Below are 22,282 nucleotides of genomic sequence, written 5' to 3'. Positions count from 1 at the left end.
GCCCACGGCGGTGGCAACCATCGCTGTCCGGCACAGCCGGCGGGGCCTGGCGCGCGGCGTACGGCGGGGGCCGGCTTTGTCCGCCTCGGCTCGTGGCGGGTGGGCTCAGGCGTAGCCGCCGGTCTTGAATTCGACCGGGCCGGCGTCCATTTGGAACGTGCCGTCGCGGTAGAGGGCCGGGCGGGCCTCGCTGCGGCGGGCCGAGTATCGCTCGACGTGGCGGACGGCGATGCGGTCCGCGGCGCTCAGGTCGACCAGGGCGATCGCCACCCAGTACGAGTAACGGTTGCGGTGGTGCAGCGGGACCTGCACCACCGAGCCCGAGCCGTTGTCGATCTCGGCGAAGGCGCCGAAGCTGGCGAACGAGCCGATGCCGTTGGACAGGGCGGAGTAGGCGCAGATGAGCACGTAGCGGAGATGACCGGCGTGGCTGACCTCGATCGTCTCGCGGCCGCGGCGGTCGCCGGAGGTCAGGCATACGTACGGCGGGGCGGTGAGCGAACCGAGGTGGCGGTAGTAGCAGGCACCCGATCGGCCGTCGCGGTCGATGTAGAGCGCGTAGAGGTCGAGATCCTTGCTGTGCCGGTTCCAGTTGAGTGCCGCGTGAAAGGCTTCGCCGGTCCGAGGGACGGCCGCGACCTCTCCCCGGTCGAGCGAGACGTGGCCGACGAGCAGCCCGGCGGCCGGCCGGGGCGAGGACGCCGGCCGGGCCGTGGCCGCGATCGGGGCCGGGGCGAGCCCGTCCAGGAAGGTGTCGAGCCGGCGTTGCAGGGCGCCGTCCGGCTCCGCTCGGAAGCGGGCGGTCAGCCGCGCGCCGGAGGCCAGCCCGTAGCCGGCCCGCCGGTAGCGCCACTTGCCGCCGGCGTCCCGGACGAAGTCGGCCAGCACGACCATCGGCTCGCCCGGTTCGGCCGCCGCGGTGAACGGTGTCCCGTCGATGTCGAGCCGGACGAGTGCCGCGGCCGTCGGGTCGCGCAGCACGCCGACCGCGATCCGCCGGATCCCGGCGCCGGCCGCGTCCAGCGTCAGGCGCAGCGAGGTGCCCGCGCACCGGGCGGCCCCGGACGGGTGGGTCGGCAGGCCGGGGAAGACCAGATCGAACTCCGAGGTGACCCGGCCCCGGGCGTCGAGCAACAGGGCGAACGGCCGGTCCGCGCCGGTGACCTCGACGACCGGTCCGGCCGGCCGGTGGTCCGGGACCGCGGTCAGCGCCCGCATCGATCAGTACCCGGTCGTGGTCGACGTGCTGCCGCCGGCGACGAACCAGCCGATCACCACAGCCATCATGGTGAGCACGATCGCCAGGGTGAATACGCTGATGACCACGGCGCCGGCCACCCAGACCGCCTGACGCCAGCGTGCGTAGGGATTCATCAGTTCACTCCGTAACGGTTGAGGGTCCACAGCAGCAGGTCCTTGACACCGGTGTCGAACGGCCGGCCGCCGACGGCGGGTTCGCTCTTCGTGGTGACCCGGAAGTAGTGCGCGTCGCCGAACGCCTTGTCGATGGCGCGGACCATGTTGTCCATGCCGACGCGGTCGCTCAGCCACTCGCGTACGGCATCGGTGGTGTTGCCGACGCCCGCGCAGATCGGCACGCCCGCGGTGAGATCGCTCTTGGTGACCGCGACCGCCAGCGCCTTCCGCCGCGGTTCGACGCCCATGCCCTCCAGGTTCTGCAGCACCTGGGAGAAGATGAAATCGGGCGGCTCGGCCGAACGCAACGGCTGGTAGCGCTGCTGGGTCGCGGCGTCGAGCGAGTGCCAGACGTCGGGGATCGCGAGCGGGTCGACCACGAAGACGAACGTGTCGGCCATCCGCATGAAGCGCATCTCGTGCAGGCGGGCGGAGCTGCTGAGCCGCTCGCCCGGCGGGTCGTAGAGGTGCAGGAGGCGGCGCACCCGGCCGCCGTTGAGGTTGAACGACATCCCGCGCATGGCGTCGCCCGGCAGCGTCTTGTCGGTGTCGCCCTTGGTCCGCAGCGCCGTCTGCAGCTCGGTCAGCCGGCCCGAGGTGTACGTGTCGGCCGGTTGTGTCGTCAGCCGGGGCAGCGGTCTCTCCTCGACCATCGTGGTGGCCAGCGCCAGCATCATGCGCGTCTTCCCGGCGGCGGTGGCCCCGACCATCGGCACCACGATCTCCCGGGCGGTGCCCGCGCCCTCGGCCATCGGGGCCTGGCAGTGCGGGCAGAAGGCGGTCATCCGATGGCTGCCGAGCACCAGCAGGGTCGGCAACCGGCGGCCACAGGCGCAGATGCGGCGCACCACGCCGTACTTCCCGGGCCGGACGTCGCGGTGGTGGACGCCGCAGCCGGGGCACTCGTACTCGGGGTAGACCACCTTGTGGTGGCACGTCGGGCAGCTGAGCGAGATGCCGCGCAGGTGCGACATCCCGCTGTCGAGGCCGCGCAGCAGGTAGAGGAGGCCCTTGGCCAGCACGAAGAACACGGCCCAGGTCACCGCGAGGCCGGCCGCGACCACCGCCAGTGTGACCGCGGCGATGCCCGACCCCGCGACGAGACCCGCGCCGAGCAGAACACCGACCGCACGGCGGTAGTTGGTCATCCCGTACCGGAAGAAGTTGGCCTTGAGCCAGCCGCGGGTCTTGCCGGCCTGCAAGCCCATGTCGCGCCGGCAGATCCGCCAGATCTGCTTGAGGTCGTCGCCCAGCGGACCCGACAGGTACTGCCGGTAGGCGGGCTCGCCGGCGCCGGTGCGGTCGGGCACCCGGACCGGGAAGGCGTCGCCGGAGCCCAGCACGCCCAGCGCCAAGCCGCTGGACCGGATGTAGACGAACACCAGCAGGACCAGGAAGACCGCGCTCGATCCGACCACGAGCGGGACGCTGATCACCACGAAGACGGAGGCGACCAGCGCGTACCAGACCAGCAGGATGAACAGATAGATCACCGGATCCGCCTCTCCTTCAGCCTCTTCGGCGCGGCAGGAACCGCCCGATGCCGCGTCGTGCGTTGCCCTCGCGCCACTTCCGGAAGTAGCCGGACGAGCCGTTGACCGGCCCGCTGTCGACCCACTCCGCCAACCGGTCGAGGTCCCGGGACCGCCACTGCGCCACCGATTCGGCGAGGACCTGGTCGAAGTCGGCCGCGAGCCGGTCCCGGCCGGACATCTCGGCGCGCATCTCGAACAGCGCGCCGGCCAGGGCCAGATCGGGCTGCTTCGCCCGGAGCACCTGGGTGGCCAACCGGCAGAACTCGGTTCGCACCGGCTCGGGAGCGCGCGGCAACACGTCGGCCAGCACGAGCGCATCGACCCTCAGGAGCGCCTGCGGGAGGTAGCTCTCGAGAAATCGCCGAGCCGGCCCCTTCGCCTGCTTCGCCTGGGCGACCAGGTCGAGAAGGATCTTCCTCGGCTCGCTGCCCTTGGCCCGGGCCCGGTTCGCGATCGCGGCGCGGGCGCGGCGCATCTCGCCGACATGCCGGAGCGATTCGTCCGACAGGTGCTCCGACACCGGGCGGGTCCCCGCGAACTCGCAGATCGCCTTGTAGTTCGCCCAGGCGCTCTCGCCGCGCGGTGCCTCGGTCCGCCGCAGCACGGCGTCGATGCGGGCGACCATCGCCGGGGACCTCCAGTAGGCGCCCGGCACGGCGGCCACCACCTCGGCGGCGTCGGCGACGGTCCACTCCCCCGGCCACAGCGCGGTCAGCATCTCGCCGTCCGGGAGGCCGGAAGCGGCGAGCCGCTTGAGCGTCGGCACCCGCTCCTCCGGCTCGCCGGCCGCGCGCGCCAGCAGGATGGCCCGGTGCAGCTCCGGGTACGAGACGAGCTCCTCGTCCCGCACCACCTCGGCCAGCCGCGCGGTCGCGGCGAGGACCGCCGGCCGCTGCCGGGGCAACGCCGCGCTCAGCGACTCCAGGACCGTCCGGCGCGAGTGCGGCAGGCTGCCCAGCAGGCCGGGAACCCGATCGTCGGTGCCCGCCAGCAGCGCCGGCGCCAGGAGTTCGCGGCCCCAATGCTCGAGGGTGGGCCGGTCGAACCGCAGGCCGGCCCGGACCGCCACGGTGAGCACTGTGGTCGCCGCCGGGCCAGGGGGCGAACCGGCGAGCCGCCTGGTGATCAGGTCGGTCGCCTGGGCGATGCCGTCCGGGGTCACCGGCCGGGGCACGTCCGCGGGCGCCGCCGCGTCGGGCAGCTCGTCGACGAGCAGGGCGAACGCCCGCACCTCCGCGGTCGCCAGCAGGTCGTCGTCGCCCGCCCCGGCCGCGATGCCGACCAGGGCCGCGGCGCCGTCGGCCCGCAGTCCCGCGTGGTCGAAACACCGGTGAACCAGCTCGGAGGCGAGCATCGGCCGCAGCCGCGCCGCGTTCCCGGCCAGCCAGCCGACCACCGCGGCGACGTCGCCGGCGCTCACGCCGATCCCGGCGCGGAGGGCACCGGCGGCGGCGAGCGGATACCAGTCGTCGAAACCCCGCTCGGCGCCGGACCGCAACGGCTCGGCCAGCGACCACACCTCGGCCCCGTCCCGTACGTCCATCGCGGCCAGCATCTCGGCAAGCGGATGGGCCACGACCGGGGTGAAGTGGTCCCCGGGGAAGTCGAACAGGAAGTAGCCCCGCAGTGTGGTGTCGTCGACGACGAAGTCGGTGTCCGGAACGGTGCCGATCACGTGCTCGGCGCTGCGGCCGGGCCGGAAGCTGTAGGTCGAGAAGGACAACCGGCGGCTCATCGCCGGCGGCAGGAGGTGGCTGACCGCGGAGATCCACCCGGCGACCCGGTCGCTGTCCGCCTCGACGATCACCACCGAGCGCTCCCCCTTGATCATCGAGTGCTCGACGGCGGTCAGCAGCTGCGGTAACCGGCCCTGCCGGCCCGGGCCGATCTGGAGGAATTCCTCGGACGCGGCCGGCCCCGACGAGCACGGCGGCACGGGATCCAGCTCGGGCAGGTCGGTCCGCGCCGCCTCGGTCCGCGCCCAGAAGCCGGCCCGCCAGAAGTCGATCGGCAGGGCCGAGCCCAGGTCGTCCTCGATCGACGGCAGGCTCAGCGCGTGCACGAAGTAGTTGCCGAAGCGCTGGGAATAGTCCGTACCGATGAAGACGGTGTTGGCCAGCACGGCCGGTTCGCCGTCGTCGCCCGGCAGATAACACAGGTTCACCGGGAACCGCGCCATCTGCTCGGCGGTGGGCTGATAACCGGCCGAGCGGGGCGGCTCGTACGACGTGCCCTGCTCCACCCGGCGCATCACCACCGGATCGACGCCGGGCGTGGCGGCGTTGAACTGGAAACCCGGGTAGCCGGCCAGCCCGGCCTCGCACGACGTGTAGTACATCTGCGCGGCGCCCATCTCAGCTTCCCCCCTTCTCGATGACGTTGAGCCGGCTGAGCAGCCACAGGAACGGGTCCTCGACCCGGTGCGGCTGGACGCCGGAGGTGGCCACCTGCTGTCGTTGCTGACCGGGTCGCAGGGCCGGCGGCACCGCGCCGAGCGCCGAGAGGCCGAAGTAGCGGTAGTGGCGGTAGTGCTTGGCCAGCAGCTGGTCGATCTGCCCGCCCTCCCAGTCCTGCAGCAGAGCCTGGACGTACGCGTGCATCGCGGCGCCGTCCGGCTCGTCGAAGTAGGGCGTGGTGGGCGCGGGCTGCCGTAGCGGGCTGTCGTCGCCGAGCGCGTCCCACAGCGCGTCCACCTTGGAGAAGGCGATCGCGACCGGCACGTCGATGACCCGGTTCGGCCCGACGCCGGGCATCTTCTGCAGCACCTCGGTGACCCGGGTGAGGATGTTGATCGGGGTGTCCGCGCCGCTGGTGGCCTGCCGGGCGTGCGGCGGCAGGACGTTCGGGTCGAGCCCCAGGCTGCCGACCACCCCTGGGATGGTGAGCGGGTCGAGCAGGACGATGATGCCGTCGGCCGCGCTGAGGTAGCGGACGTTCTCGGCCACGCCTTTGTCGCTCTCCAGGTCCTCACCCGCGGTGTCGAAGAAGGACAGCACGGTGTGCCGCAGGGTGCTGTGGAAGCGCCGCCGCTCCCCCAGGACCAGCTTGAAGACGAACGGTTGCCGGCCCTGGTCGGCCACCGCGGTCCGGGTCGTCGCCGGCAGGAAACCGTCGTTGTAGAGCGCGCGCTCGTCGCTGCCGAACTCGCGCCGGGTCCGTTCGTCGGCGCCGACGACCGCGGCGTCGAAGCGCCGGCCGACCCGATGGATCAGCTCGTGCAGCAGCACGGTGGTGTAGACCGACTTGCCGCTGAACTTGGCGCCGACCATCGCCACCATGCGGTTGTCGACCTTGCTGTAGTGCACCGGCAGCTGGCTGTGGCAGTGCGGGCAGATCTGCAGCGTGGTCGAGTTGCCGCACTGTTTGCACACGGCCGAGAGCTTGCGGCCGTTCCCGGCCACCTCGGGCGGCACCGGCGAGGTGTCGTTGAACCGCTCCCGGACCGGATCCCGGGCCGGCTGGCACTGCTTTCCGTCGGCCGCCCGCAGCCCGCCGCAGCGGAAGGTGATCTCCTTCTCGGCGAATTTCTCGTAGCAGTACGGACAGGTCAGTTTGCCGCCCATGCTCAGTGCCCTCCCGGAGTACCCATGAGAACCACGCCGCCCGCCCCGGGCTCCCGCTTGTCGACGAAGCACCCCAGCCGGTACGGCCCCCGGGTCGGCTGCGGCTCCACCCGCACGGCGACCGGCCGGCCCGGCTCCAGCCGCTGGGCCGGCACCCGCCCGACCGGCGTGCCCTGATCGGGGCGCAACGGCGCGATCCGCCCCGGGGTCTGCACCACCACCAGCTCCGGCAGCGGGCAGGACTGCTCGCAGCTGAGGACCACCTGCGTCGTACGGCGGAACGGTGCGCCCCGCTCGACGAACTGGTAGCGCACCGGCACGCCGGCTCCGGCCACGCGTACGGTCGCCGGCACGCCCGTGCTCTCCTCGCCCGGCCCGCCCGCGACCGAGGCCACCGCGATCCGCACCGCGCCCAGGCCGGTCGGGAGCTCCGCGCCGCCGTCGTCCCGGTACGCCCGCAGCCAGCAGTCGACCTCCTGGGCGGGTCGCGCGCCCTCGTCCGCGTCGGCCGGCCACCAGCGGATGCGTACCAGCGAGACTCCCGGCGGCCAGTCCCAGCTGAGCCGGACCGCCGGCCCGACCCGCCGGGCGGCCAGGTTGGTCACCGGCGCGGTGTTGGTCACCGCGACCGTGGGCCCGCAGACGGCCCGGCCGCCGCCGACGCTGAACGCGGTGATGAAGATCCGGCCGGCCGGCCACTCCACGGTCAGGACGCGGCGGCGGTTCGGAGCCGTTCCGGCCCGGCCGTCGAGCGGCTCGCCGTACCCGGCGATCTCGGCCTCGGTGAGTTCCGTACCGGGCTGCCAGCGGGGACGGTGCGCGGCGCGGCGCAGGACGACGGTTCCGCTCTCCGGCGGTGTCCACACCAGCCGCAGCCGGTCCGCGCCCTGCTCGGGTGCCGGTTCGGCGGACAGGTCGGGCACCGCCCGCGGGGGAAGCTGCGGAGTGGCCGAGAAGGCCACCCCGGCTGAGGTCACGACCGCGCCGCCCGCCGCGGGATAGCCGACCCGGACGAGGTAGCGGTACTCCGTACCGGGGCGCAGGCCGGTGTCGGTGAAACCACTGCGGGTCGCGGCCGGGATCACCGCACCGTCCGGCTCGCGCACGACGGTAACGCGGGCGGCGTCCGGCCGGGCGGTCCAGCCGGCCCGGACGCTGGTCTCGTCGGCGTCGACGGTGACCCGGGTGACCTCGGGCAGGAACGCGACCGCGGGGGCGGCCGCGCCGTCCGACCAGGCGCCGCCGGCCCGGTTGGCGAAGACGCTGTACCGCAGGTCGTCGCCGGCCGGCGGCGCGTCGTCGACCACCTCGTTGCCCTCGGTGCTGCCGACCACGTCGCCGTCGGTGGCCGAGCCGGCGGCCCGGCCGCGGGTGCGCACCACCTGATAGGTGACGCCGCCGGTCCGCGCCGCGCTCGGCACCCAGCCGATCGTCACCCGCTCCGCGCCCACCCCGGCCCGTACGCCGGTGACCGGCGGCGGCGCCAGCGCGCGCAACCGACCGGCGAGGTCGGTGTCGTCGGCCGCCTCGCGCACGGCGGCGGTCAGCATCTCGGCCGCGAGTTCGGAACGACCGGCGGCGATCTCCCGCTGCGCCCCGGCGGCCAGGTCGGCGACCCGCCGGGAGACGGCCCGGACGCGGTCCGGCAGGTCGCCCGCGTCGTCCGCCGCGACCGTGGCCAGCAGCCGCTCGGCCGCCCGCAGTGACCCGGCCGCCAACAGCTCCTCCACCTCGGCGACCGGACCGGGCCGGGCCTCCCCCTGGCCCGGCCGGCGCATCAGGACGGACAGCGCGAACTCGGCCGCCTCGTCGCGGTCCAGCCCCAGGTTGGTGGCTTCCCGGGCGACCCGCGGCACCGAGGTCATCGGGAGCTCGGCGGCCGGGCGTACGGCCTCCATCAGCTCCCAGAGCACCAGTTCCTCGAGCTTGCCGGCGGCGAAGAGCGGCTGCAGGACGACCAGCACGCTGTCGAGCGCGGTCTTCCGCTCGTCCTGCGCCTGTTTCGCGGCGCGGTCCTTGACCGTGTCGAACATCTGCTGGGTCAGCGGCTCGCCACCCACGCGCAGGCCCTGGCGCAGTTTGAAGCCGGCCCGCACCTTCTGCTCGCCCGCCACCGCGGCGACCGACAGGTCGATGCCGAGCACCTTGCGGCTGTTGCGCAGGCCGGCGCTCCCCGGCGGCGCGCTCGCGGGAAGGGGCCACAGCTCGTCGATCACCCGGACCCGGCCGCGGCGCAACTGCTCGCGCAGGTCCGCCTCGGCCGTCCCGCCGCCGAGCCCGGCGGCCACGGCCGCGACCGTTGCCGCGGCCACGACCGGGCCGCCGGCGACCAGGTCCTCCACCGCCTGCTTCAGCCGGCTGCCGGCCTCCTTCGCGCCGCGGTCGCGTTCCTGGACGAAGTACGCCACGGTGAGCCGGCCGGACTGCTGCAGCGTCTTGTGCGCGGCCAGCAGGACCTCGGTCAGCGGCCGGTACGCGCGGCCCTTGGTCTGCAGCACCGCCCAGTACTTCGCCACCGCGATCACCTGCGCGTCGAACGCGGCCGGTGACGGCGCCGAGGCCGGGTCGAAGGCGTAGCGGACGAAGAGATCGGCCGGCGGGGTGTTCTTGTTCCGCACCGCCGGCTCGATCACCGCCAACCGGTACTTCTCCTGGTCGAACATCTCTGCCGTCACGCCGAGACGCTGTACCGGGCGACGGCCGTACGGAACTCGTCCACCTGTTCGTCCGAGAGGCCGCCCTTGATCTGCAGTTCGATGTGCAGGTCCTTGTTGGTCTTCAGCTCCACCGCGTGGACCCGCAGCAGCCCGTCGAGCTCCATCTCGAACGTGACGTCGATCGGCGAGCCCTTCGGCAGGCGCGGCAGGCCGCTGATCGTGCCGTCGGCGATCTGGGCGTTGTCAGCGAGGTCGTCCGACTCGACCGAGCCGGACTGCTCCCAGACCTCGACCTGGATCTCGACCTGGTCCGGATAGGCGGTGGCGAACCTGGTCGGTTCGGTCCTGGCCGGCAACGAGGTGTTGGCCTTCAGCACGTGCGCGATGGAGAAGACCTCGTTGTTCCGCTCGTCGAAGTCGACCACCTTGATGCCGAACGCCCGGGGCACGACGGTGGCCACCCGCTTGCCGGCCAGCGCACGCACCTTCTCGACCGGGATGTTGAGCTGGTCGGCGATCTCCTCAACGGCCGTACCGGGCGTCGTGCCGTCGTCCTCGTCGGGCAGCCGCACCTTGATCGACTCGATCAGGGCGTACTGCGCCGCGCCCTTGGCGACGGCGAGGTCGGGGTCGTGCTTGCGAGGGCTGAAACCCATCCCCTTCAACATCGCCTCGACGGCGGGCATCCGGCTCGAGCCGCCGACCAGAAGCACCTCGTCGAAGGTGGTGACGCCCTGCTCGGCCGCGGTCGCGATGGTCCGTTCGGTGATCTTGCGGGTGCGCTCCAGCAGGTCCGCCGTGATCTCGTCGAACTTCTCCCGGGTCAGCTCGATCTTGGACACCGCGCCCTCGTACCGGGCGTTGAAACGCCGCGCCTGCTGGCTGCTCAGCTGCTTCTTCATCTCCTCGGCCGCCGCCGCCAGCTCCTGCAGGAACTCCTCGCTCGTGGCCGCGCCGTCGGCCTCCGGATGCTCCTGCTGGAACGTCTCGAGCAGGAAGTCGACGATGCGGTCGTCCCAGTTGGCCCCGCCGAGCTGGTGATCGCCGTCGGTGCAGACCACCTTGATCTCCGCCGGGGAGACCTGGATGACCGTGGTGTCGAAGGTGCCGCCGCCGAGGTCGTACACGAACAGGGTCTTGGTGCCGCCGGCCGAGATGGCGTCGTAGTGCAGAGCGGCCGCGACCGGTTCGTCCACGATGCTCAGCACGTTCAGGCCGGCGATCGCCCCGGCCTTACGGGTCGCCTCGCGCTCGGCGACGCCGAAGTACGCCGGGACGGTGATCACCACGTCCCGGACCGGCTCGCCGCCGATCTCCTCGGCCGCCCGGGCCAGCTCGCGGAGGATCAGCGCGGAGATCGACTCGGGCGTGTGCCGCTGCCCGTGCACGGTGATCTCGATGTCCTTGCCCATCTGCCGCTTGATCAGGGACACCACGTTGTCCGGCTGCAACTGCGCGTTGGCCTTGGCGTCCTTGCCGACGATGACGCTGTCCGCGGTCTCGAAGTAGACGACCGACGGCGTGGTGTCGTCGCCGACCGCGTTCTTGATGATCTCGGCGTGGCCGGTGTCGTCGACGCGGGCGACACAGGAGTAGGTGGTGCCGAGGTCGATGCCGTACGTCGCCATGGTCTAGTCCCTTCCGGCGTGGTTGGTGGTGGGTACGGGTTCGTATCGGTAGAACCGGGCACGCGACGGCCGCCGCACCTTGCCGGTCTCGATCTCCTGGAGGCCGGCGCTGAGCGGCTCGGCGACCGTGTTGTCCAGCTCGGGGTCGTCGGTGGCCACCGTGCTCGCCGGTGCGAAGCGGCCGGATTCGTAGGCGGCACCGACCACGGCCGGGAAGAGCTGGTATCCACATCGCTCGACGGCGAGCTCGACCTCGTCGGCGAAGCTGGCCACGACGGGCGCGGCGGGCGACTCGGCGGCGGCCAGGCGGGCCGCCTCGCGGGTCATCGAGTCGTACAGGCGCAGCAGGTCGGTCACCACCGGCTCGAGCAGAACCCGCCGGACGCCGTCCCGGAACTGCTGGTTCTCCGCGTGCAGCCGATCGATGATCGCCTCACGGTGCGCCGACCGCCGGTGGAAGTCGGCCAGCTGCGCCTCGATCCGCTCGAGCCGTTCACCGATCTCGTCGCCCGGCGCCGGCGCCGGCGTTTCGTCCTCTGCGACCACGTCTCCCCGCCTCTGCTCGACTCGGCGACCGCGGTCCGATCGCCACGCCGGTATCTGACGGACAGCGGGCCGTCCGTCAGGTCCGGGCATGACCGACGCGTCCATCGACGACCTGCGTACGCGGTATGCCGCCGCCCCGCCGGGCAGCCCGGCCTCGGCGCTCCTGGCCGGTGCCCTGGGCCGGCGCCTCTTCCTGCGCTATTTCCGGGAGGCCGGGACGACGGCCGACCGCGACGAGGCGATCGTCCGGCTGGACGAGGCCCTCACGGTTCCCCATGACGACCCGACCGTGACCCACGCGGGCCTGGGCATGCTGCTGTTCTTCCGGGCGATGCCGATCCCGGTCGGCGGCGACCCGGACGGCCGGGCCGGCATCGCCCTCGGTATGGCGCTGATGCGCGGCGAGCTGAACGACCCGGGCCGGCTGGCCGACCGGGATCGCGCGCTCGGGCACCTGCGGTGGATCGTCGAACACGAGCCGCCCGAGGCCGAGGTCCGGCAGTACGCCGAGGCGCTGATCGCCACGATGCACCTCGTCGGCGCGCGGGACCTGGCCGAGATGATCGCCGCCGTCGCGTCGCTGGCCGGCGTGCTCGGGGGCCTCGGCGGCACTCACCGGGCCCTGGTCGAGCTGTTGAGCGCGTACGTCGAGCCGTCCGCGCCCGCCCGGCTCGGCGCCGCCCACGACGAGGTCCTGCGGCTGCTGCCGCCCGGGCACCGGCTGCGCCCGTTCATCCTGGCCGAGGCCGGGGCGCTGATCGCCGAACGCGGTCACGTCGCCGACCTGCCGGCGCACCTGACCGGCCTGGCCGGGGTGCTCAGCGACACGCTCGCCGGCCTGGCCGCCGACGACCCGGAGCACGACGCGATCGCGCGGCGGCTCACCGGGTTGCTGTTGTCGGCCTCGGCGTACACCGGAAAGCCCGAGCACATCGCTCAGGTGGTCGAGCTGGCCGACGAGATCGTCGCCGCGGCGCCGCCCGATCCGGTCCAGGCCGGCAAGGACCGATTCCTGCGGGCGATGACGCGGATCCTGCGGGCCCGCTTCGCCGACCGCCCCGCGGAGGACCTGACCGACGCCGCCGCGGACCTGCAAGCCGCGCTGGCCGCCGTGCCGGAGGGCGACGACCTGCGCCCGGTCATCGCGGGCACGCTCGGGGTGCTGCTCAACGACCGGCACCTCCGGCTGGGGATGGGCGTGGACGCCGAGACCGCTACCCGGATGCTGACCGCTTCGCGGGCCGGCGGACCCGATCGGATGGTGATCGAGCTTGCGCGGCTGATGTCGCGGACCGTCCTCGCCGTCCAGCACCTCGACGTCGCCGGCCTCGACGAGGTGATCGACGGCTTCGAGAGCGCGCTGGCCGGGCTGGACGCCGGCTATCCCTGGCGGTCCCGATTCGACGTGGGGCTCGGGCTGGCATACCTGGCTCGCGGCGCGCGGGCCCAACGCCAGGACGACCTGCGTACGGGCATCCGCCTGCTCCGCACGGCCGGCGTCGACCTGGCCGTCGAGGAGTCGGGCCGCCCGGCCCTGCGCGCGGCCGGGGCGCTGGGCGACCTGCTCGACGGCGCCCTCGACGGCGACGACCCGGCGGCCCGGGCCACGGCGGCCCGGCGGCTCGACGAGATCGCCGGCGACCCGTCCGTGCCGTCGCCGGACCGCGTCGCGCTCGCCGCGCTGGCCGCGACGGTCCGGCTTCCGGACGATCCGCGCGCGGCGCTTGACGGGCTCGAACGGGTACGGTCCGACCTGCTCGCCGGCCACCCGGCGCACCCGCTGGCGGCCCAGGTTCATGCCACGCTCGCCACCGCCTACCGCCGCGAGGGGCGGCTCGCCGAGGCGGTGGAGAGCGGATTGCGCGGCCTCCGGGCGTACGGCAACGACGTCCTGCTGCAGAGCGGGACGGCGCACGCGCTCGAAGCCGCCCGGCATGCCGCGGCGCTCGCCCTGGAGATCGCCGAGTGGTGCCTCGCCGAGGACCGGCTCGAAACGGCGATCGAGGCGCTCGAGCTGGGGCGCGGGCTGGTCCTGTACGGCGCGACCGCCGGGGCGACCGTGCTCGACCTCCTGCGGGCGGCCGGGCACGCCGCCCTGGCCGAGGAGTGGGCCGCGGCGCCGCCCGCGCCGGTTCCGGCTGCCAGCACCGCCGGGATGGTCGCGGCGACGCTCACCACCGTTCCGTCGGATCTGCGGCCGAGGGTCCTCGCCGCCCTGCACGATTCCGGCATCGCCGATCGGTTGGTCGCGGCGCCGGGCCGGCCGGAGATCGCCGCGGCGGTGGACGCGGTCGAGGCGGACGCGCTCGTGTATCTGCTAGCGGGTGCCGGCGACCGGCCCGGACGGCTGGTGGTCGTGCCGGCCGAGGGTGACCCCTGCTGCCTGCCCGCTCCGGAGCTGCGATGGGACGCCGTACCCGATCCCGAGCCGACGGTGACCGCCGGCCGGGACCGGGATCTGGGCCCGATCGCCGAACCCGCGGCCGACCGCTGGGAAAAGCTGTGCGACTGGGCCTGGCCGGCGGCGATCGCCCCGCTCCTGGCCGGCCTGGGCGAACCCGGCGCGGACCGGCCGCACCGCCTCGTCCTCGTGCCCTGGGGCCCGCTGGGCCAGATCCCCTGGCATGCGGCCCGCTCCCCGGAATCGGTGTACGCCTGCCGCCCGTTCGCGATCTCCTACGCCGCCTCGGCCCGCCAGTTGAGCGCGGTCGCCCGGCGGCCCCGGCGCACGACGGGGCCGGTCTCGCTGCTCGGCGATCCCACCGGCGACCTGGAATGGGCGCCGGTCGAGGTGGACCTGCTCCGCACCGGCCCCTACCCCGGCGCGGCCGTGATCAGCACCGCCGAGGACGTGCTCCGGTCGCTGGCCGGCGACGCCGTGCTGCACCTCGCCTGTCACGCCGTAACCGGCGCCACGCCGGACCTGTCCCGGCTCGTGCTGGCGCCGGACCTGCCGGTGGACACGATCCTGTCCGCGGCCCGGGTCCGGCCGCCCGGCCGGCCCGGCGGTCTCGTGGTGCTGTCCGCCTGCTCGACGGACCTCACCCCGTCCGCCGACGACGAAGCGCTCACCCTCGCCACCGCCGTGCTCGCCGCGGGCGCGGTCAGCGTCGTCGGCTCCCGCCGGCCGGTGTCCGACCAGGCCACGGTGTGCCTGATGGTGATGTTCCACCGGTACCGGAGCGCCGGCGGGCTGAACGATCGCGACGCGCTGCGGGCCGCGCAGCTGTGGGTGATCGACCCGGGCCGTGCGGTTCCGCCCGAACTGGCGTCGTTGGACGCGTCACGGCTGGGGCTCGCCGACCCGGCCGTCTGGGCACCCTTCACGCACCACGGCCGGTGAGCTCCGGGTTACCGAAGGGCCAGCGTGAGGCAGTACGTCGTGTCCTCGGGCTCGTTGGAGAAGGTCACGTGCTCGAACCCGCCGGGGCAGATCCCGTTCTTGCCTTTCTGGACCGAGTCCACGCGGTACACCGGGTCGCTGGTGAACGCCGCCTTCCCGGCCGTGCCGCAGTCGGCCTTCTCCATTTCCGACCCGTGCAGGCTGGCCCCGAGGTGCGCGCAGTCACCGACGGCGAAGCCGGGCCCGGTGACGCGGTGCAGCAGATCCGGATTCTGGATCACGTACGAGACCAGCCAGACGACCGCGACGGCGGCCAGCGCCATGCCGACGCGGACGAACATCGAACGGTGGGGGGCGGAATCGGCTGCTTGGTCGGCCATGGTGGTCCTCCTCTGTCGCTTTCCCTTAGCTGACGGACAGGAGTGGTGAACCCTTCGGCCCCGCGGGTGGACGTATGTGATGTGACAGGGTTGGTGGCGGCGGGGAGCCGGGGTGCGCGGTACCCGGCCGGGTGGGTTGGGGGGTACGCCCGGGTGGTGCGCGACGACGCGGGCGGGTCCGAGGAAGCGGACCGGGCGGCGGTCGCCGCGATGCGGGCCGGTGACCAGTCGGGATTGCGCTGGTTGCACGCGCGCTACGGCCGGTCGCTGCTGGGATATGTGTCCGCTTTGGTGGGTGACCCGGGGCGGGCCGAGGAAGTCGTGCAGGACGTGCTGGTGGCCGTCTGGCGCGGCGCGTCGGGGTTCGCCGGCCGGGGCACCGTACGCGGGTGGCTGTTCTCGGTCGCGCGGCGCCGGGCGATCTCGGCCTACCACGCCGACCCGGGCCGGTACGAGACCGCCGGCGAGTACCTGGAAGCCGTCGAGGACGGGAACGCCGGCCCGGAGCCGGTCGCCTTGGCGCGAGCCGACCTGCGGGCGGTCGTCGACGCGATCGGCCGGCTGCCCGCCCATCACCGGGAGGTGCTGGTGCTGGCCTGCGTGGAGCAGATGACCGGGCCGGAGATCGCCGATCTGCTCGAGGTGCCGGTCGGCACCGTGAAGAGCCGGCTCAGCCTGGCCCGCCGCGGCCTGGCCCGCTTGCTGACCGACCAGGGGGTGCACGATGAGTCCCGATGACGACCGGATCGAGCGGGCCGCCGCGGCGTGGGTCCGCGAACAGGTCGACACCACGGCCCTGGACCGGGTGCTGACCGGGGCCCTGGACCGCGTACGGGCGGAGGTGCCGTGGCCGGCCCGGCTGCGCTGGGGCTGGTTGCTCGTCCGCGCGCAGGTGCCGGTGGTCTACCCCCGGCTGGCGACCGCCTCGCTGCTGGTGATCGCGTTCGGCGCGACGGTCGCGCTGGCGGCCGGCCCGGGCTGGCCGGGCGAGGTGTTCGTGGCCCTCGCGCCGGCGGCCGCCGCGGCCGGTGCGGCGCTGGTGTTCCAGGACAGCCTGGGCGAACTCGCGCTGGTCCTGCGGGCGGGCCCCCGGCTCGTGCTGCTGGCCCGGCTGACCGTGGTGTGCGCGGCCGACCTGGCGGCGGCGCTGCTGGCCAGCGTGCTGGTGGCCGGGCGGGTGCACCAGACCCTCGGGGTGCTGATCGGCTCCTGGCTGGGTCCGATGCTCCTACTGGCGGCGGTGAGCGTGCTGGTGTCGGTGCTCAGCCGGCCGCCCGCCGGCGTGGCGGCCGCGCTGGGGCTGTGGTTCCTGCACGTGCTCGCCGGGCTGTCACCGGTGGCGCCGGCGGTCGTGACCCGTCTGGACGCTGTCTGGGCGACCAGCCCGGCCGTGCTCGCGGTGGCCGCGATGGTGGCGGCGGCCGCGGTGCTGGCCGCACCGCGCCGGTGGGCGGTGGCCTGGTGAGCGCGTCCGGTGCCCTGGCGGGCCAGGAGATCCGCCGGGCCGGGTGGCCGGCGCTGGCCGCGGTACCCGCGGTGCTGGCCGTCGGCACCGGCGTGAGCCTGCTGTTGGCGGTCAAGGGCAGCGACGCCGGGGTCTTCCTGCGCTTCTGGCTGCGCGAGGTGGTGCCGCTGGCGTTCGGCCTGGCGGTGCCCGCGGTGCCCGCCGCCGAGACGTCCCTGGAGCTGCAGTTGAGCCTGCCCACTCCGGTGCCGGTCACGCTGGCGCGCCGAGCCGGGCTGGCGGTGCTGTCCGCGGCCCTGGCCACGGCGGCCCTCACGGTCGTCGCGTACGCGGGCGGGCTGTGGCACCCCGCACACGGCGTGCTGGCCGGTCAGCTGTCCTGGCTGTCCCCCGCCCTGGCGCTCGGCGGCCTCGGCGCCGCCGTCTTCGCCCTCACCGCGAGCGTCACCGGGGCCGCCGCCGCGGTGGCCGGGGGCTGGCTCGTCTCGGACCTCACCGTGCAATGGTTCGCCGGCCACGGGTGGACCCGGGTTCTGTACCCGTTCGTCGACGACGCGCCGGGCTCGCTGGCCGGGTGGTGGTGGCCCAACCGGCTCACCCTGCTCGGCCTCGGCGCGATGCTGGCCGGTCTCGCCGGCACCATCCTCACCGTCCAGCGGCAGCGTGTCCTCACCGCCCGCCTGAGCCGTCAAGGGAGCGACGGATGACCTTCATCGGCGTGTTCCGCTACGAGTTCCGGATGCAACTGCGCCGCCCCAGCCTGTGGCTGACCATGGCCGCGCTCGCCGCGCTGCTGCTCACGCTGGCCGTGCACCCGGCCGCCCCCGGGCTGTTGCGCGCCGACGTGGCTCTCGCGGCGGTGAAACTCAACTGGCTCGCCCCGATGCTCGCCGGCGTGCTGCTCGCCGACCGGCTGGTCCGGGACCGCCGCCTGCACACCGCCGAACTCATCGAGGCCACCGGCGCCGACCCGGCGGCCCGGCTGTGCGGCAAGTATCTGGGCACGGTCGCCGCCGTCGCCGTACCGGTGGCCGTCATCTGGGTCATCACCCTCACCCGGTTCGCGGCGGTGCGCGGCCAACCGGAGGCCTACCTCGTCGGCCTGCTGGCGTTCCTCGCCATCCAGGTGCCCGGCCTGCTGTTCGTGGCCGGTTTCGCGCTGGTGTGCCCGACCGTTCTGAATCCGATCCTGTTCCGGGTCCTGTTCGTCGGTTACTGGCTCTGGGGCAACCTGCTCTCGCCGGGATACCTGCCCACCCTGTCCGGGACCGTGCTGACCCCGTTGGGCGACTACGCCCGGGCCGGGTTGTTCGGCGGGCGGAACCCGTACCCGGACAGCGGCATCGGCGCCCCCGGCCACACCTCGGCCGGCACCGCGCTGCTGAGCATCGCCCTGCTGCTCCTGCTGCCGGCCATCGCCCTGACCACCTATGCCGCGGCCGCCCGGCGCGCCCGATAGACCGAGGAGACCTGCCATGCGGATCGCCACGAACCAGCTCACCAAGCGGTACCGCCGCGGTGCGATCGCCCTCGACCACCTCGACCTGCGGGTGCCGGGCGGGATGTTCGGCCTGCTCGGCGCGAACGGGGCCGGCAAGACCACCCTGATGCGGGTCCTCGCCGGGATCATCGCGCCCACCTCGGGCACCGCCACGGTCGACGGCATCCCGCTGGACAGCACCCGCAACCGCCGCACGGTCCAGCGTGAACTCGGCTATCTGCCGCAGGAACTCGGCGTCTACCCGGACCTGACCGCCCGCCGCTTCCTGGACTACATCGCCATCCTCAAGGGCGTCCACAACAGCGCGCTCCGCCGCCGCAGCGTCGACCGGCTGCTGGAGACCGTCGCCCTCACCGGGCAGGCCGACCGCCGAATCGGCACCTTCTCCGGCGGCATGAAGCGCCGCATCGGCATCGCCCAGGCCCTCCTCGGCGAGCCCCGGCTGCTCATCGTCGACGAACCGACCGCCGGCCTCGACCCCACCGAACGGATCCGCTTCCGCAACCTGCTGACCGACCTCGCCCGGGACCGCACCGTCCTGCTGTCGACACATATCGTCGAGGACATCGCCTCGACCTGTCCCCGGCTGGCGGTCATGGACCGCGGCCGGATCCTGCACACCGGCGACACCGCCAGCCTGGTCGCGGCCGCCCGCGGCCGCACCTGGGTGGTCGACCTGCCGCACCGCGGTTCACCGCCGGCCGGCGCCACCGTCGTGGCCAGCGTCGACCACGGCGACCACGTCACCGCCCGCGTCATCACCGACGGCGAGCCGCCGGCCGGCGCCCGGCCCGCGGAGCCCACGCTGGAGGACGGCTACCTGGCCATCACCATCGACGCTCCGCCGAGAGTCGGCTCGCGGCCCTAGGCGCCGGACAGCACCCGCGACTCGGTGCGGCCGCTCGCTGTCCCCGACTTCTGGACGGCGATGAGATCGAGGCGGCCGTCGCCGTTCCAGTCGGCGAACGAGAGGACGCTGCGGTCGTCGGTCGGGCCCAGCGCGGTGGGGGTGGTCTTCAGCAGGTCACGCGAGAAGTTCGCGGCGCCGTCGAGGACCCGGATCTCGGTCTTGTGGCTCTTCGTGCCGGACTTCTGGACATCCACCAGGTCGAACCGGCCGTCGCCGTTCCAGTCGGTGACCGAGAAGTCGTGACTCGCGTCCGTGGGCCCGAGCGCGGTGGACACGTGCAGCAGCTCACGCTGGAAGCCGGACGCGCCGTCGAGCTCCTGGACCTCGGTCTTGCCGCTGGCCGTGTCCGACTTGTAGACCACGATCAGGTCGGGCACGTTGTCACCGTTCACGTCGGCGACGTTGATGTCGTGCCGGGCGTCGGTGGGCGCCAGCGCGGTGACGGCCTGCAGCAGGAAGGTCTGGAAGCTGGTCGCGCCGTCGAGGATCCGGACCTCGGTGCGCCCGCTCGCGGTGCCCGACTTCTGGATCGCGACCAGGTCGAGCCGGCCGTCGGCATTCCAGTCCGCCATCGTGTACGTGGTGGTGTTGCCGGCCGACAGATCCAGCGGGGTGGCCGTCCGCAGCAGCAGGCGCTGGAAGCTGGAATCCGCGCCGGGGATGCTGGGGGTGCCGTCGTAGATGGCGACCTCCGTGCGGCCGGTCGCGGTCGCCTCGTGCTGCACCACGACCAGGTCGGGGCGACGGTCGCCGTTCCAGTCGGCGACCATGACGTCCTGCCGGTCGTCGGTCGCCGCCGACCCGGTGGCCGCCCCCATCAACACCTTCGAGAACGGGCCGGCCGGCCGGGTCACCGGCTTCGCGGCGCCGGGCGTGGCCGGTTGCCGCCACAGGCTCGCCACGATCAGCTGCGCGTCGTGCACCTCCGGCGCGTACGCCTGCGGGAAGGCCGACGCCTGGACGGTCTGGCAGATCTGCCCGATGTCGCCGACCCGCCAGCCGCTCGCGGGCTGCTTACGGAGCATCGCGTTGAGGAACGCCTGCGTGCTGTAGCGGGGATCGGTGAGCTCGCCGGGCTGGCCCCAGCCCTGCGACGGCCGCTGCTGGAAGAGCCCTAGGCTGTCGGCATCGGTCGCGACCGTGTAGTTGTGCAGGCTGCTCTCGGTGATGGCCGCGGTGACCGCGATGACGGCGGCCCGCTCGTCCAGCCCGCGGGCCTGGACGTTGGCCACGATCGCCCGGGCGCAGGAGATGGTGTAGCCGGTCACCGAGCGGCCCAGCCGCCGGCCGGTCATGGCGGGCCGCACGGCCGCGGCGGTCGCATCGTCCGCCGTCGCCGGCCCGTCGGGCTGGCACGGCGCATAAGGAATCGCCGCGTGCGCCGGAGCGGAAAGACAGAGCCCGCCGGTCACCAGAGTCGCGATCATGACCATCGCGGCCCGATATGACATCTATCGATCCCTCCGTGCGGATTCCCCCGGTCCCTCGAACCTGCCACACGGCGGCCGTCTCCGGAAGGGACGGTCGGCTGGCAGCTGGCTGTGAGACGGCACTCAGACGTCGCGCCGGCACTGGCCGCCGACGTCGACGTCGACGTCGACGTCGACGAAGGCTCTGCGGCTTGACGCGGATCCGGGACCAAAACCAAACTAAGTTTAGTTCAGGCAAGGGAGGATCCATGGGACTGACCGGGAAGACCGCCCTGATCACCGGCGCGACCGGCGGCATCGGCGCGGCCACCGCACGGCGGCTGGCCGCCGACGGCGCCACCGTCGTGGTCACCGACCTGGACGAGGAGCGCTGCGCCGCGCTGGCCGAAGAGCTGGGTGGGCCCGCCGAGCCCCGGGTGCTGGACGTCTCTGACGAGGAGGCATGGCGGCAGGTGGTGGCCGAGGTCGCCGCCGCGCTCGGCGGGATCCACGTGCTGGTCAACAACGCCGGCATCGGCCACTTCACGACGGTCGAGTCGGAGACGCTCGAGACCTGGGCCGAGGTGGAGGCGGTCACCCAGCGTGGGGTCTGGCTCGGCATGAAGCACGCCGGCCCGGCCATCGAGGCGGCCGGCGGCGGCTCGATCGTCAACGTCTGCTCGATCTTCGGAACGGTGGGCGGCTTCGGGTCGAGCTTCTCGTACCATGCCGCCAAGGGCGCGGTACGGGTGATGACCAAGAACGCCGCCCTGCACTGGGCCGAGCGCGGCGTCCGGGTCAACTCGGTCCATCCGGGCTTCATCGCGAGCCCGACGCTGATCGAGCGCACCAGCGGCACCCCGCGCGAGCGGGCCATGCTGGAGGGGACGCCGATGCGCCGGCTGGGCCGCCCCGACGAGGTGGCCGGGGCGATCGCCTTCCTGGCCGGCGACGACGCGACCTTCGTCACCGGCAGCGAACTCTACGTCGACGGCGGCTGGACGGCGCGGTGACCCTCACGGCCCGGTGAAGAGCTCGGCCTCCTCGCCCATCACGGCGATCCGCCGGCCCCGCATCGCGCCGACGTGAGCCACCGCGGCGGCCCACTCCGGACTCGCCAGGGCGCGGCTGAGGTCGTCGGCGGTGTCGAAACTGAGCACCGACATCCCGTCCCAGCCCTCGGATCGGGGCTCGAGCGCGGCGTCGATGTCGAGGTGCCGCCAGCGCCGCAACCCGGGCAGCACCCGGGTGACCTCGGCGTGCTCGCTCCGCCACCAGGTGACGAACTGCTCGTGGCTCCAGTCGGGCGGGCGCGACGCGAGGACGACGAGGTTGTACACGGCGCTCACCCGTGGACCGCGGCCGGCGGAAAGGCGACCCCCGGCGCACGGCCGATGATGAGCCGGCGCACCCGGCCCTGGCCGTCGAGCAGGGCGGAGGCGACGAAGCTGGCCTCCCACTGGCCCAGCCGGATCACCTCGCCGAGCGCGAACTCGGTGTCGCCCGCGGCGCTGACCGCCAGCAGCCGGTGCGCCCGGGTGCCCCGCTCCCGCTGCGCCAGGTAGCCCTCCATCGCGGCCCGGCCGCCGGCGAAGTCGCTGGAGCCGGCGTCGCCCATGGAGAAGACGATGGCGAACTGGAAGTCCTCGGCGAGCCGGTCGAGGATCCCGTCCGGGGCCTCGCTGTCCATGATCTCGAACCACCGGACCAGCGCCGGTGCGGTCTTGGCGTCCACGTTGTCCACTCCCTCCCAAATTGAACTGAATTCAAGATAGGGGATCGAAGCCCCGCCAGGCCGGTGACCCGCCGTCGATCAGCCAGACCACCCCGTTCACGTACGCCGATTCCGCCTCCGGCAGACCAGGTTGGCGAGGCTCGACCCGTCAAGACCCGTGACACCCACCTTGCCGAAACCGACTTCAGTTTGGT

19 protein-coding genes are annotated in these 22,282 nt (G+C 73.4%); 7 read left to right on the top strand and 12 right to left on the bottom strand.

Annotated features, from left to right (window positions below; all coding sequences use genetic code 11):
- Window positions 1-105: 105 nt before the first annotated feature.
- The 8 genes from IH26_RS55420 to IH26_RS53040 are packed head-to-tail and all read right to left on the bottom strand — an operon-like array spanning window position 106 to window position 11,345.
- The gene (locus IH26_RS55420) at window positions 106-1,218 is read right to left on the bottom strand and encodes a TerD family protein (protein ID WP_030434600.1); all 1,113 of its coding nucleotides are present in this window, start codon (window positions 1,216-1,218) and stop codon (window positions 106-108) included.
- A 3-nt stretch (window positions 1,219-1,221) separates the two neighbouring features.
- Window positions 1,222-1,374 carry a hypothetical protein gene (locus IH26_RS59435; RefSeq protein WP_157437012.1) on the bottom strand — a complete coding sequence of 51 codons (153 nt, stop codon included), beginning with the start codon at window positions 1,372-1,374 and terminating at the stop codon, window positions 1,222-1,224.
- The gene (locus IH26_RS0103310; RefSeq protein ID WP_030434599.1) at window positions 1,374-2,909 is read right to left on the bottom strand and encodes a TRAFAC clade GTPase domain-containing protein; all 1,536 of its coding nucleotides are present in this window, start codon (window positions 2,907-2,909) and stop codon (window positions 1,374-1,376) included. Before IH26_RS0103310 ends, IH26_RS59435 begins: the two co-directional genes overlap by 1 nt.
- A 16-nt stretch (window positions 2,910-2,925) precedes the next feature.
- Window positions 2,926-5,304 (bottom strand): GTPase-associated protein 1-related protein, encoded by a 2,379-nt coding sequence (locus IH26_RS55415; protein WP_051807387.1) that lies wholly within the window; start codon window positions 5,302-5,304, stop codon window positions 2,926-2,928.
- A gap of 1 nt (window position 5,305) precedes the next feature.
- The gene (locus IH26_RS0103300) at window positions 5,306-6,514 is read right to left on the bottom strand and encodes a hypothetical protein (protein WP_030434597.1); all 1,209 of its coding nucleotides are present in this window, start codon (window positions 6,512-6,514) and stop codon (window positions 5,306-5,308) included.
- Between the two features lie 2 nt (window positions 6,515-6,516).
- Window positions 6,517-9,189 (bottom strand): fibronectin type III domain-containing protein, encoded by a 2,673-nt coding sequence (locus tag IH26_RS0103295; protein ID WP_157437011.1) that lies wholly within the window; start codon window positions 9,187-9,189, stop codon window positions 6,517-6,519.
- Window positions 9,186-10,799, bottom strand: a complete 1,614-nt coding sequence (locus IH26_RS0103290; RefSeq protein WP_030434595.1) for an Hsp70 family protein — start codon at window positions 10,797-10,799, stop codon at window positions 9,186-9,188. The genes IH26_RS0103295 and IH26_RS0103290 overlap by 4 nt, the downstream gene beginning before the upstream one ends.
- 3 nt (window positions 10,800-10,802) lie before the next feature.
- Complete coding sequence (locus tag IH26_RS53040) at window positions 10,803-11,345, bottom strand: hypothetical protein (protein WP_051807386.1); 543 nt, start codon at window positions 11,343-11,345, stop codon at window positions 10,803-10,805.
- An 88-nt stretch (window positions 11,346-11,433) separates the two neighbouring features.
- Here IH26_RS53040 and IH26_RS55410 point away from each other — a divergent pair, with 88 nt between their 5' ends.
- Window positions 11,434-14,688 (top strand): CHAT domain-containing protein, encoded by a 3,255-nt coding sequence (locus IH26_RS55410; RefSeq protein WP_051807385.1) that lies wholly within the window; start codon window positions 11,434-11,436, stop codon window positions 14,686-14,688.
- 8 nt (window positions 14,689-14,696) lie between these two features.
- Here IH26_RS55410 and IH26_RS0103275 read toward each other — a convergent pair whose 3' ends face one another.
- Complete coding sequence (locus IH26_RS0103275) at window positions 14,697-15,068, bottom strand: hypothetical protein (protein WP_030434592.1); 372 nt, start codon at window positions 15,066-15,068, stop codon at window positions 14,697-14,699.
- 156 nt (window positions 15,069-15,224) lie between these two features.
- Between IH26_RS0103275 and IH26_RS0103270 the strand changes: the two genes are divergently transcribed.
- Genes IH26_RS0103270 through IH26_RS0103250 form a run of 5 tightly spaced genes read left to right on the top strand, consistent with a single transcriptional unit; the run spans window position 15,225 to window position 18,902 of the window.
- Entirely contained in the window at window positions 15,225-15,806 is a 582-nt protein-coding gene (locus IH26_RS0103270; RefSeq protein WP_157437010.1) for an RNA polymerase sigma factor, read from the top strand.
- Window positions 15,793-16,533 (top strand): hypothetical protein, encoded by a 741-nt coding sequence (locus IH26_RS0103265; RefSeq protein WP_030434590.1) that lies wholly within the window; start codon window positions 15,793-15,795, stop codon window positions 16,531-16,533. The genes IH26_RS0103270 and IH26_RS0103265 overlap by 14 nt, the downstream gene beginning before the upstream one ends.
- Window positions 16,530-17,240 carry a hypothetical protein gene (locus IH26_RS0103260; protein WP_157437009.1) on the top strand — a complete coding sequence of 237 codons (711 nt, stop codon included), beginning with the start codon at window positions 16,530-16,532 and terminating at the stop codon, window positions 17,238-17,240. The genes IH26_RS0103265 and IH26_RS0103260 overlap by 4 nt, the downstream gene beginning before the upstream one ends.
- The gene (locus IH26_RS0103255; RefSeq protein ID WP_030434588.1) at window positions 17,237-17,992 is read left to right on the top strand and encodes a hypothetical protein; all 756 of its coding nucleotides are present in this window, start codon (window positions 17,237-17,239) and stop codon (window positions 17,990-17,992) included. Before IH26_RS0103260 ends, IH26_RS0103255 begins: the two co-directional genes overlap by 4 nt.
- A 16-nt stretch (window positions 17,993-18,008) precedes the next feature.
- Window positions 18,009-18,902, top strand: a complete 894-nt coding sequence (locus tag IH26_RS0103250) for an ABC transporter ATP-binding protein (RefSeq protein ID WP_030434587.1) — start codon at window positions 18,009-18,011, stop codon at window positions 18,900-18,902.
- On the opposite strand, the gene IH26_RS0103245 is transcribed toward IH26_RS0103250, so the two are convergent.
- The gene (locus IH26_RS0103245) at window positions 18,899-20,395 is read right to left on the bottom strand and encodes an FG-GAP repeat domain-containing protein (RefSeq protein ID WP_030434586.1); all 1,497 of its coding nucleotides are present in this window, start codon (window positions 20,393-20,395) and stop codon (window positions 18,899-18,901) included. The genes IH26_RS0103250 and IH26_RS0103245 overlap by 4 nt on opposite strands.
- Window positions 20,396-20,622: 227 nt before the next feature.
- Here IH26_RS0103245 and IH26_RS0103240 point away from each other — a divergent pair, with 227 nt between their 5' ends.
- The gene (locus IH26_RS0103240; RefSeq protein WP_030434585.1) at window positions 20,623-21,366 is read left to right on the top strand and encodes an SDR family NAD(P)-dependent oxidoreductase; all 744 of its coding nucleotides are present in this window, start codon (window positions 20,623-20,625) and stop codon (window positions 21,364-21,366) included.
- Window positions 21,367-21,369: 3 nt separating this feature from the next.
- On the opposite strand, the gene IH26_RS0103235 is transcribed toward IH26_RS0103240, so the two are convergent.
- Together IH26_RS0103235 and IH26_RS0103230 are read right to left on the bottom strand one after the other, a co-directional pair.
- A complete protein-coding gene (locus IH26_RS0103235) occupies window positions 21,370-21,702 on the bottom strand; it encodes an EthD family reductase (protein WP_211268560.1) in 333 nt (110 codons plus the stop codon).
- Window positions 21,699-22,088: a hypothetical protein gene (locus IH26_RS0103230; RefSeq protein WP_034213560.1), complete on the bottom strand. Its 390-nt coding sequence runs from the start codon at window positions 22,086-22,088 to the stop codon at window positions 21,699-21,701. The genes IH26_RS0103235 and IH26_RS0103230 overlap by 4 nt, the downstream gene beginning before the upstream one ends.
- Window positions 22,089-22,282: the final 194 nt, after the last annotated feature.

It is taken from the genome of Actinoplanes subtropicus, assembly GCF_000721705.1.
Taxonomy (GTDB): Bacteria; Actinomycetota; Actinomycetes; order Mycobacteriales; family Micromonosporaceae; genus Actinoplanes; species Actinoplanes subtropicus.
This window is presented reverse-complemented; position numbering and strand designations above follow the sequence as displayed.

What these genes read in the sequence shown, in the direction of transcription:
- IH26_RS59435 (WP_157437012.1), bottom strand. Translation starts at nt 1,374, where the DNA reads ATGAATCCCTACGCACGCTGGCGTCAGGCGGTCTGGGTGGCCGGCGCC.
- IH26_RS55410 (WP_051807385.1), top strand. Translation starts at nt 11,434, where the DNA reads ATGACCGACGCGTCCATCGACGACCTGCGTACGCGGTATGCCGCCGCC.
- IH26_RS0103240 (WP_030434585.1), top strand. Translation starts at nt 20,623, where the DNA reads ATGGGACTGACCGGGAAGACCGCCCTGATCACCGGCGCGACCGGCGGC.
- IH26_RS0103265 (WP_030434590.1), top strand. Translation starts at nt 15,793, where the DNA reads ATGAGTCCCGATGACGACCGGATCGAGCGGGCCGCCGCGGCGTGGGTC.
- IH26_RS0103275 (WP_030434592.1), bottom strand. Translation starts at nt 15,068, where the DNA reads ATGGCCGACCAAGCAGCCGATTCCGCCCCCCACCGTTCGATGTTCGTC.
- IH26_RS0103250 (WP_030434587.1), top strand. Translation starts at nt 18,009, where the DNA reads ATGCGGATCGCCACGAACCAGCTCACCAAGCGGTACCGCCGCGGTGCG.
- IH26_RS55420 (WP_030434600.1), bottom strand. Translation starts at nt 1,218, where the DNA reads ATGCGGGCGCTGACCGCGGTCCCGGACCACCGGCCGGCCGGACCGGTC.
- IH26_RS55415 (WP_051807387.1), bottom strand. Translation starts at nt 5,304, where the DNA reads ATGGGCGCCGCGCAGATGTACTACACGTCGTGCGAGGCCGGGCTGGCC.
- IH26_RS0103255 (WP_030434588.1), top strand. Translation starts at nt 17,237, where the DNA reads ATGACCTTCATCGGCGTGTTCCGCTACGAGTTCCGGATGCAACTGCGC.
- IH26_RS0103290 (WP_030434595.1), bottom strand. Translation starts at nt 10,799, where the DNA reads ATGGCGACGTACGGCATCGACCTCGGCACCACCTACTCCTGTGTCGCC.
- IH26_RS0103300 (WP_030434597.1), bottom strand. Translation starts at nt 6,514, where the DNA reads ATGGGCGGCAAACTGACCTGTCCGTACTGCTACGAGAAATTCGCCGAG.
- IH26_RS0103245 (WP_030434586.1), bottom strand. Translation starts at nt 20,395, where the DNA reads ATGTCATATCGGGCCGCGATGGTCATGATCGCGACTCTGGTGACCGGC.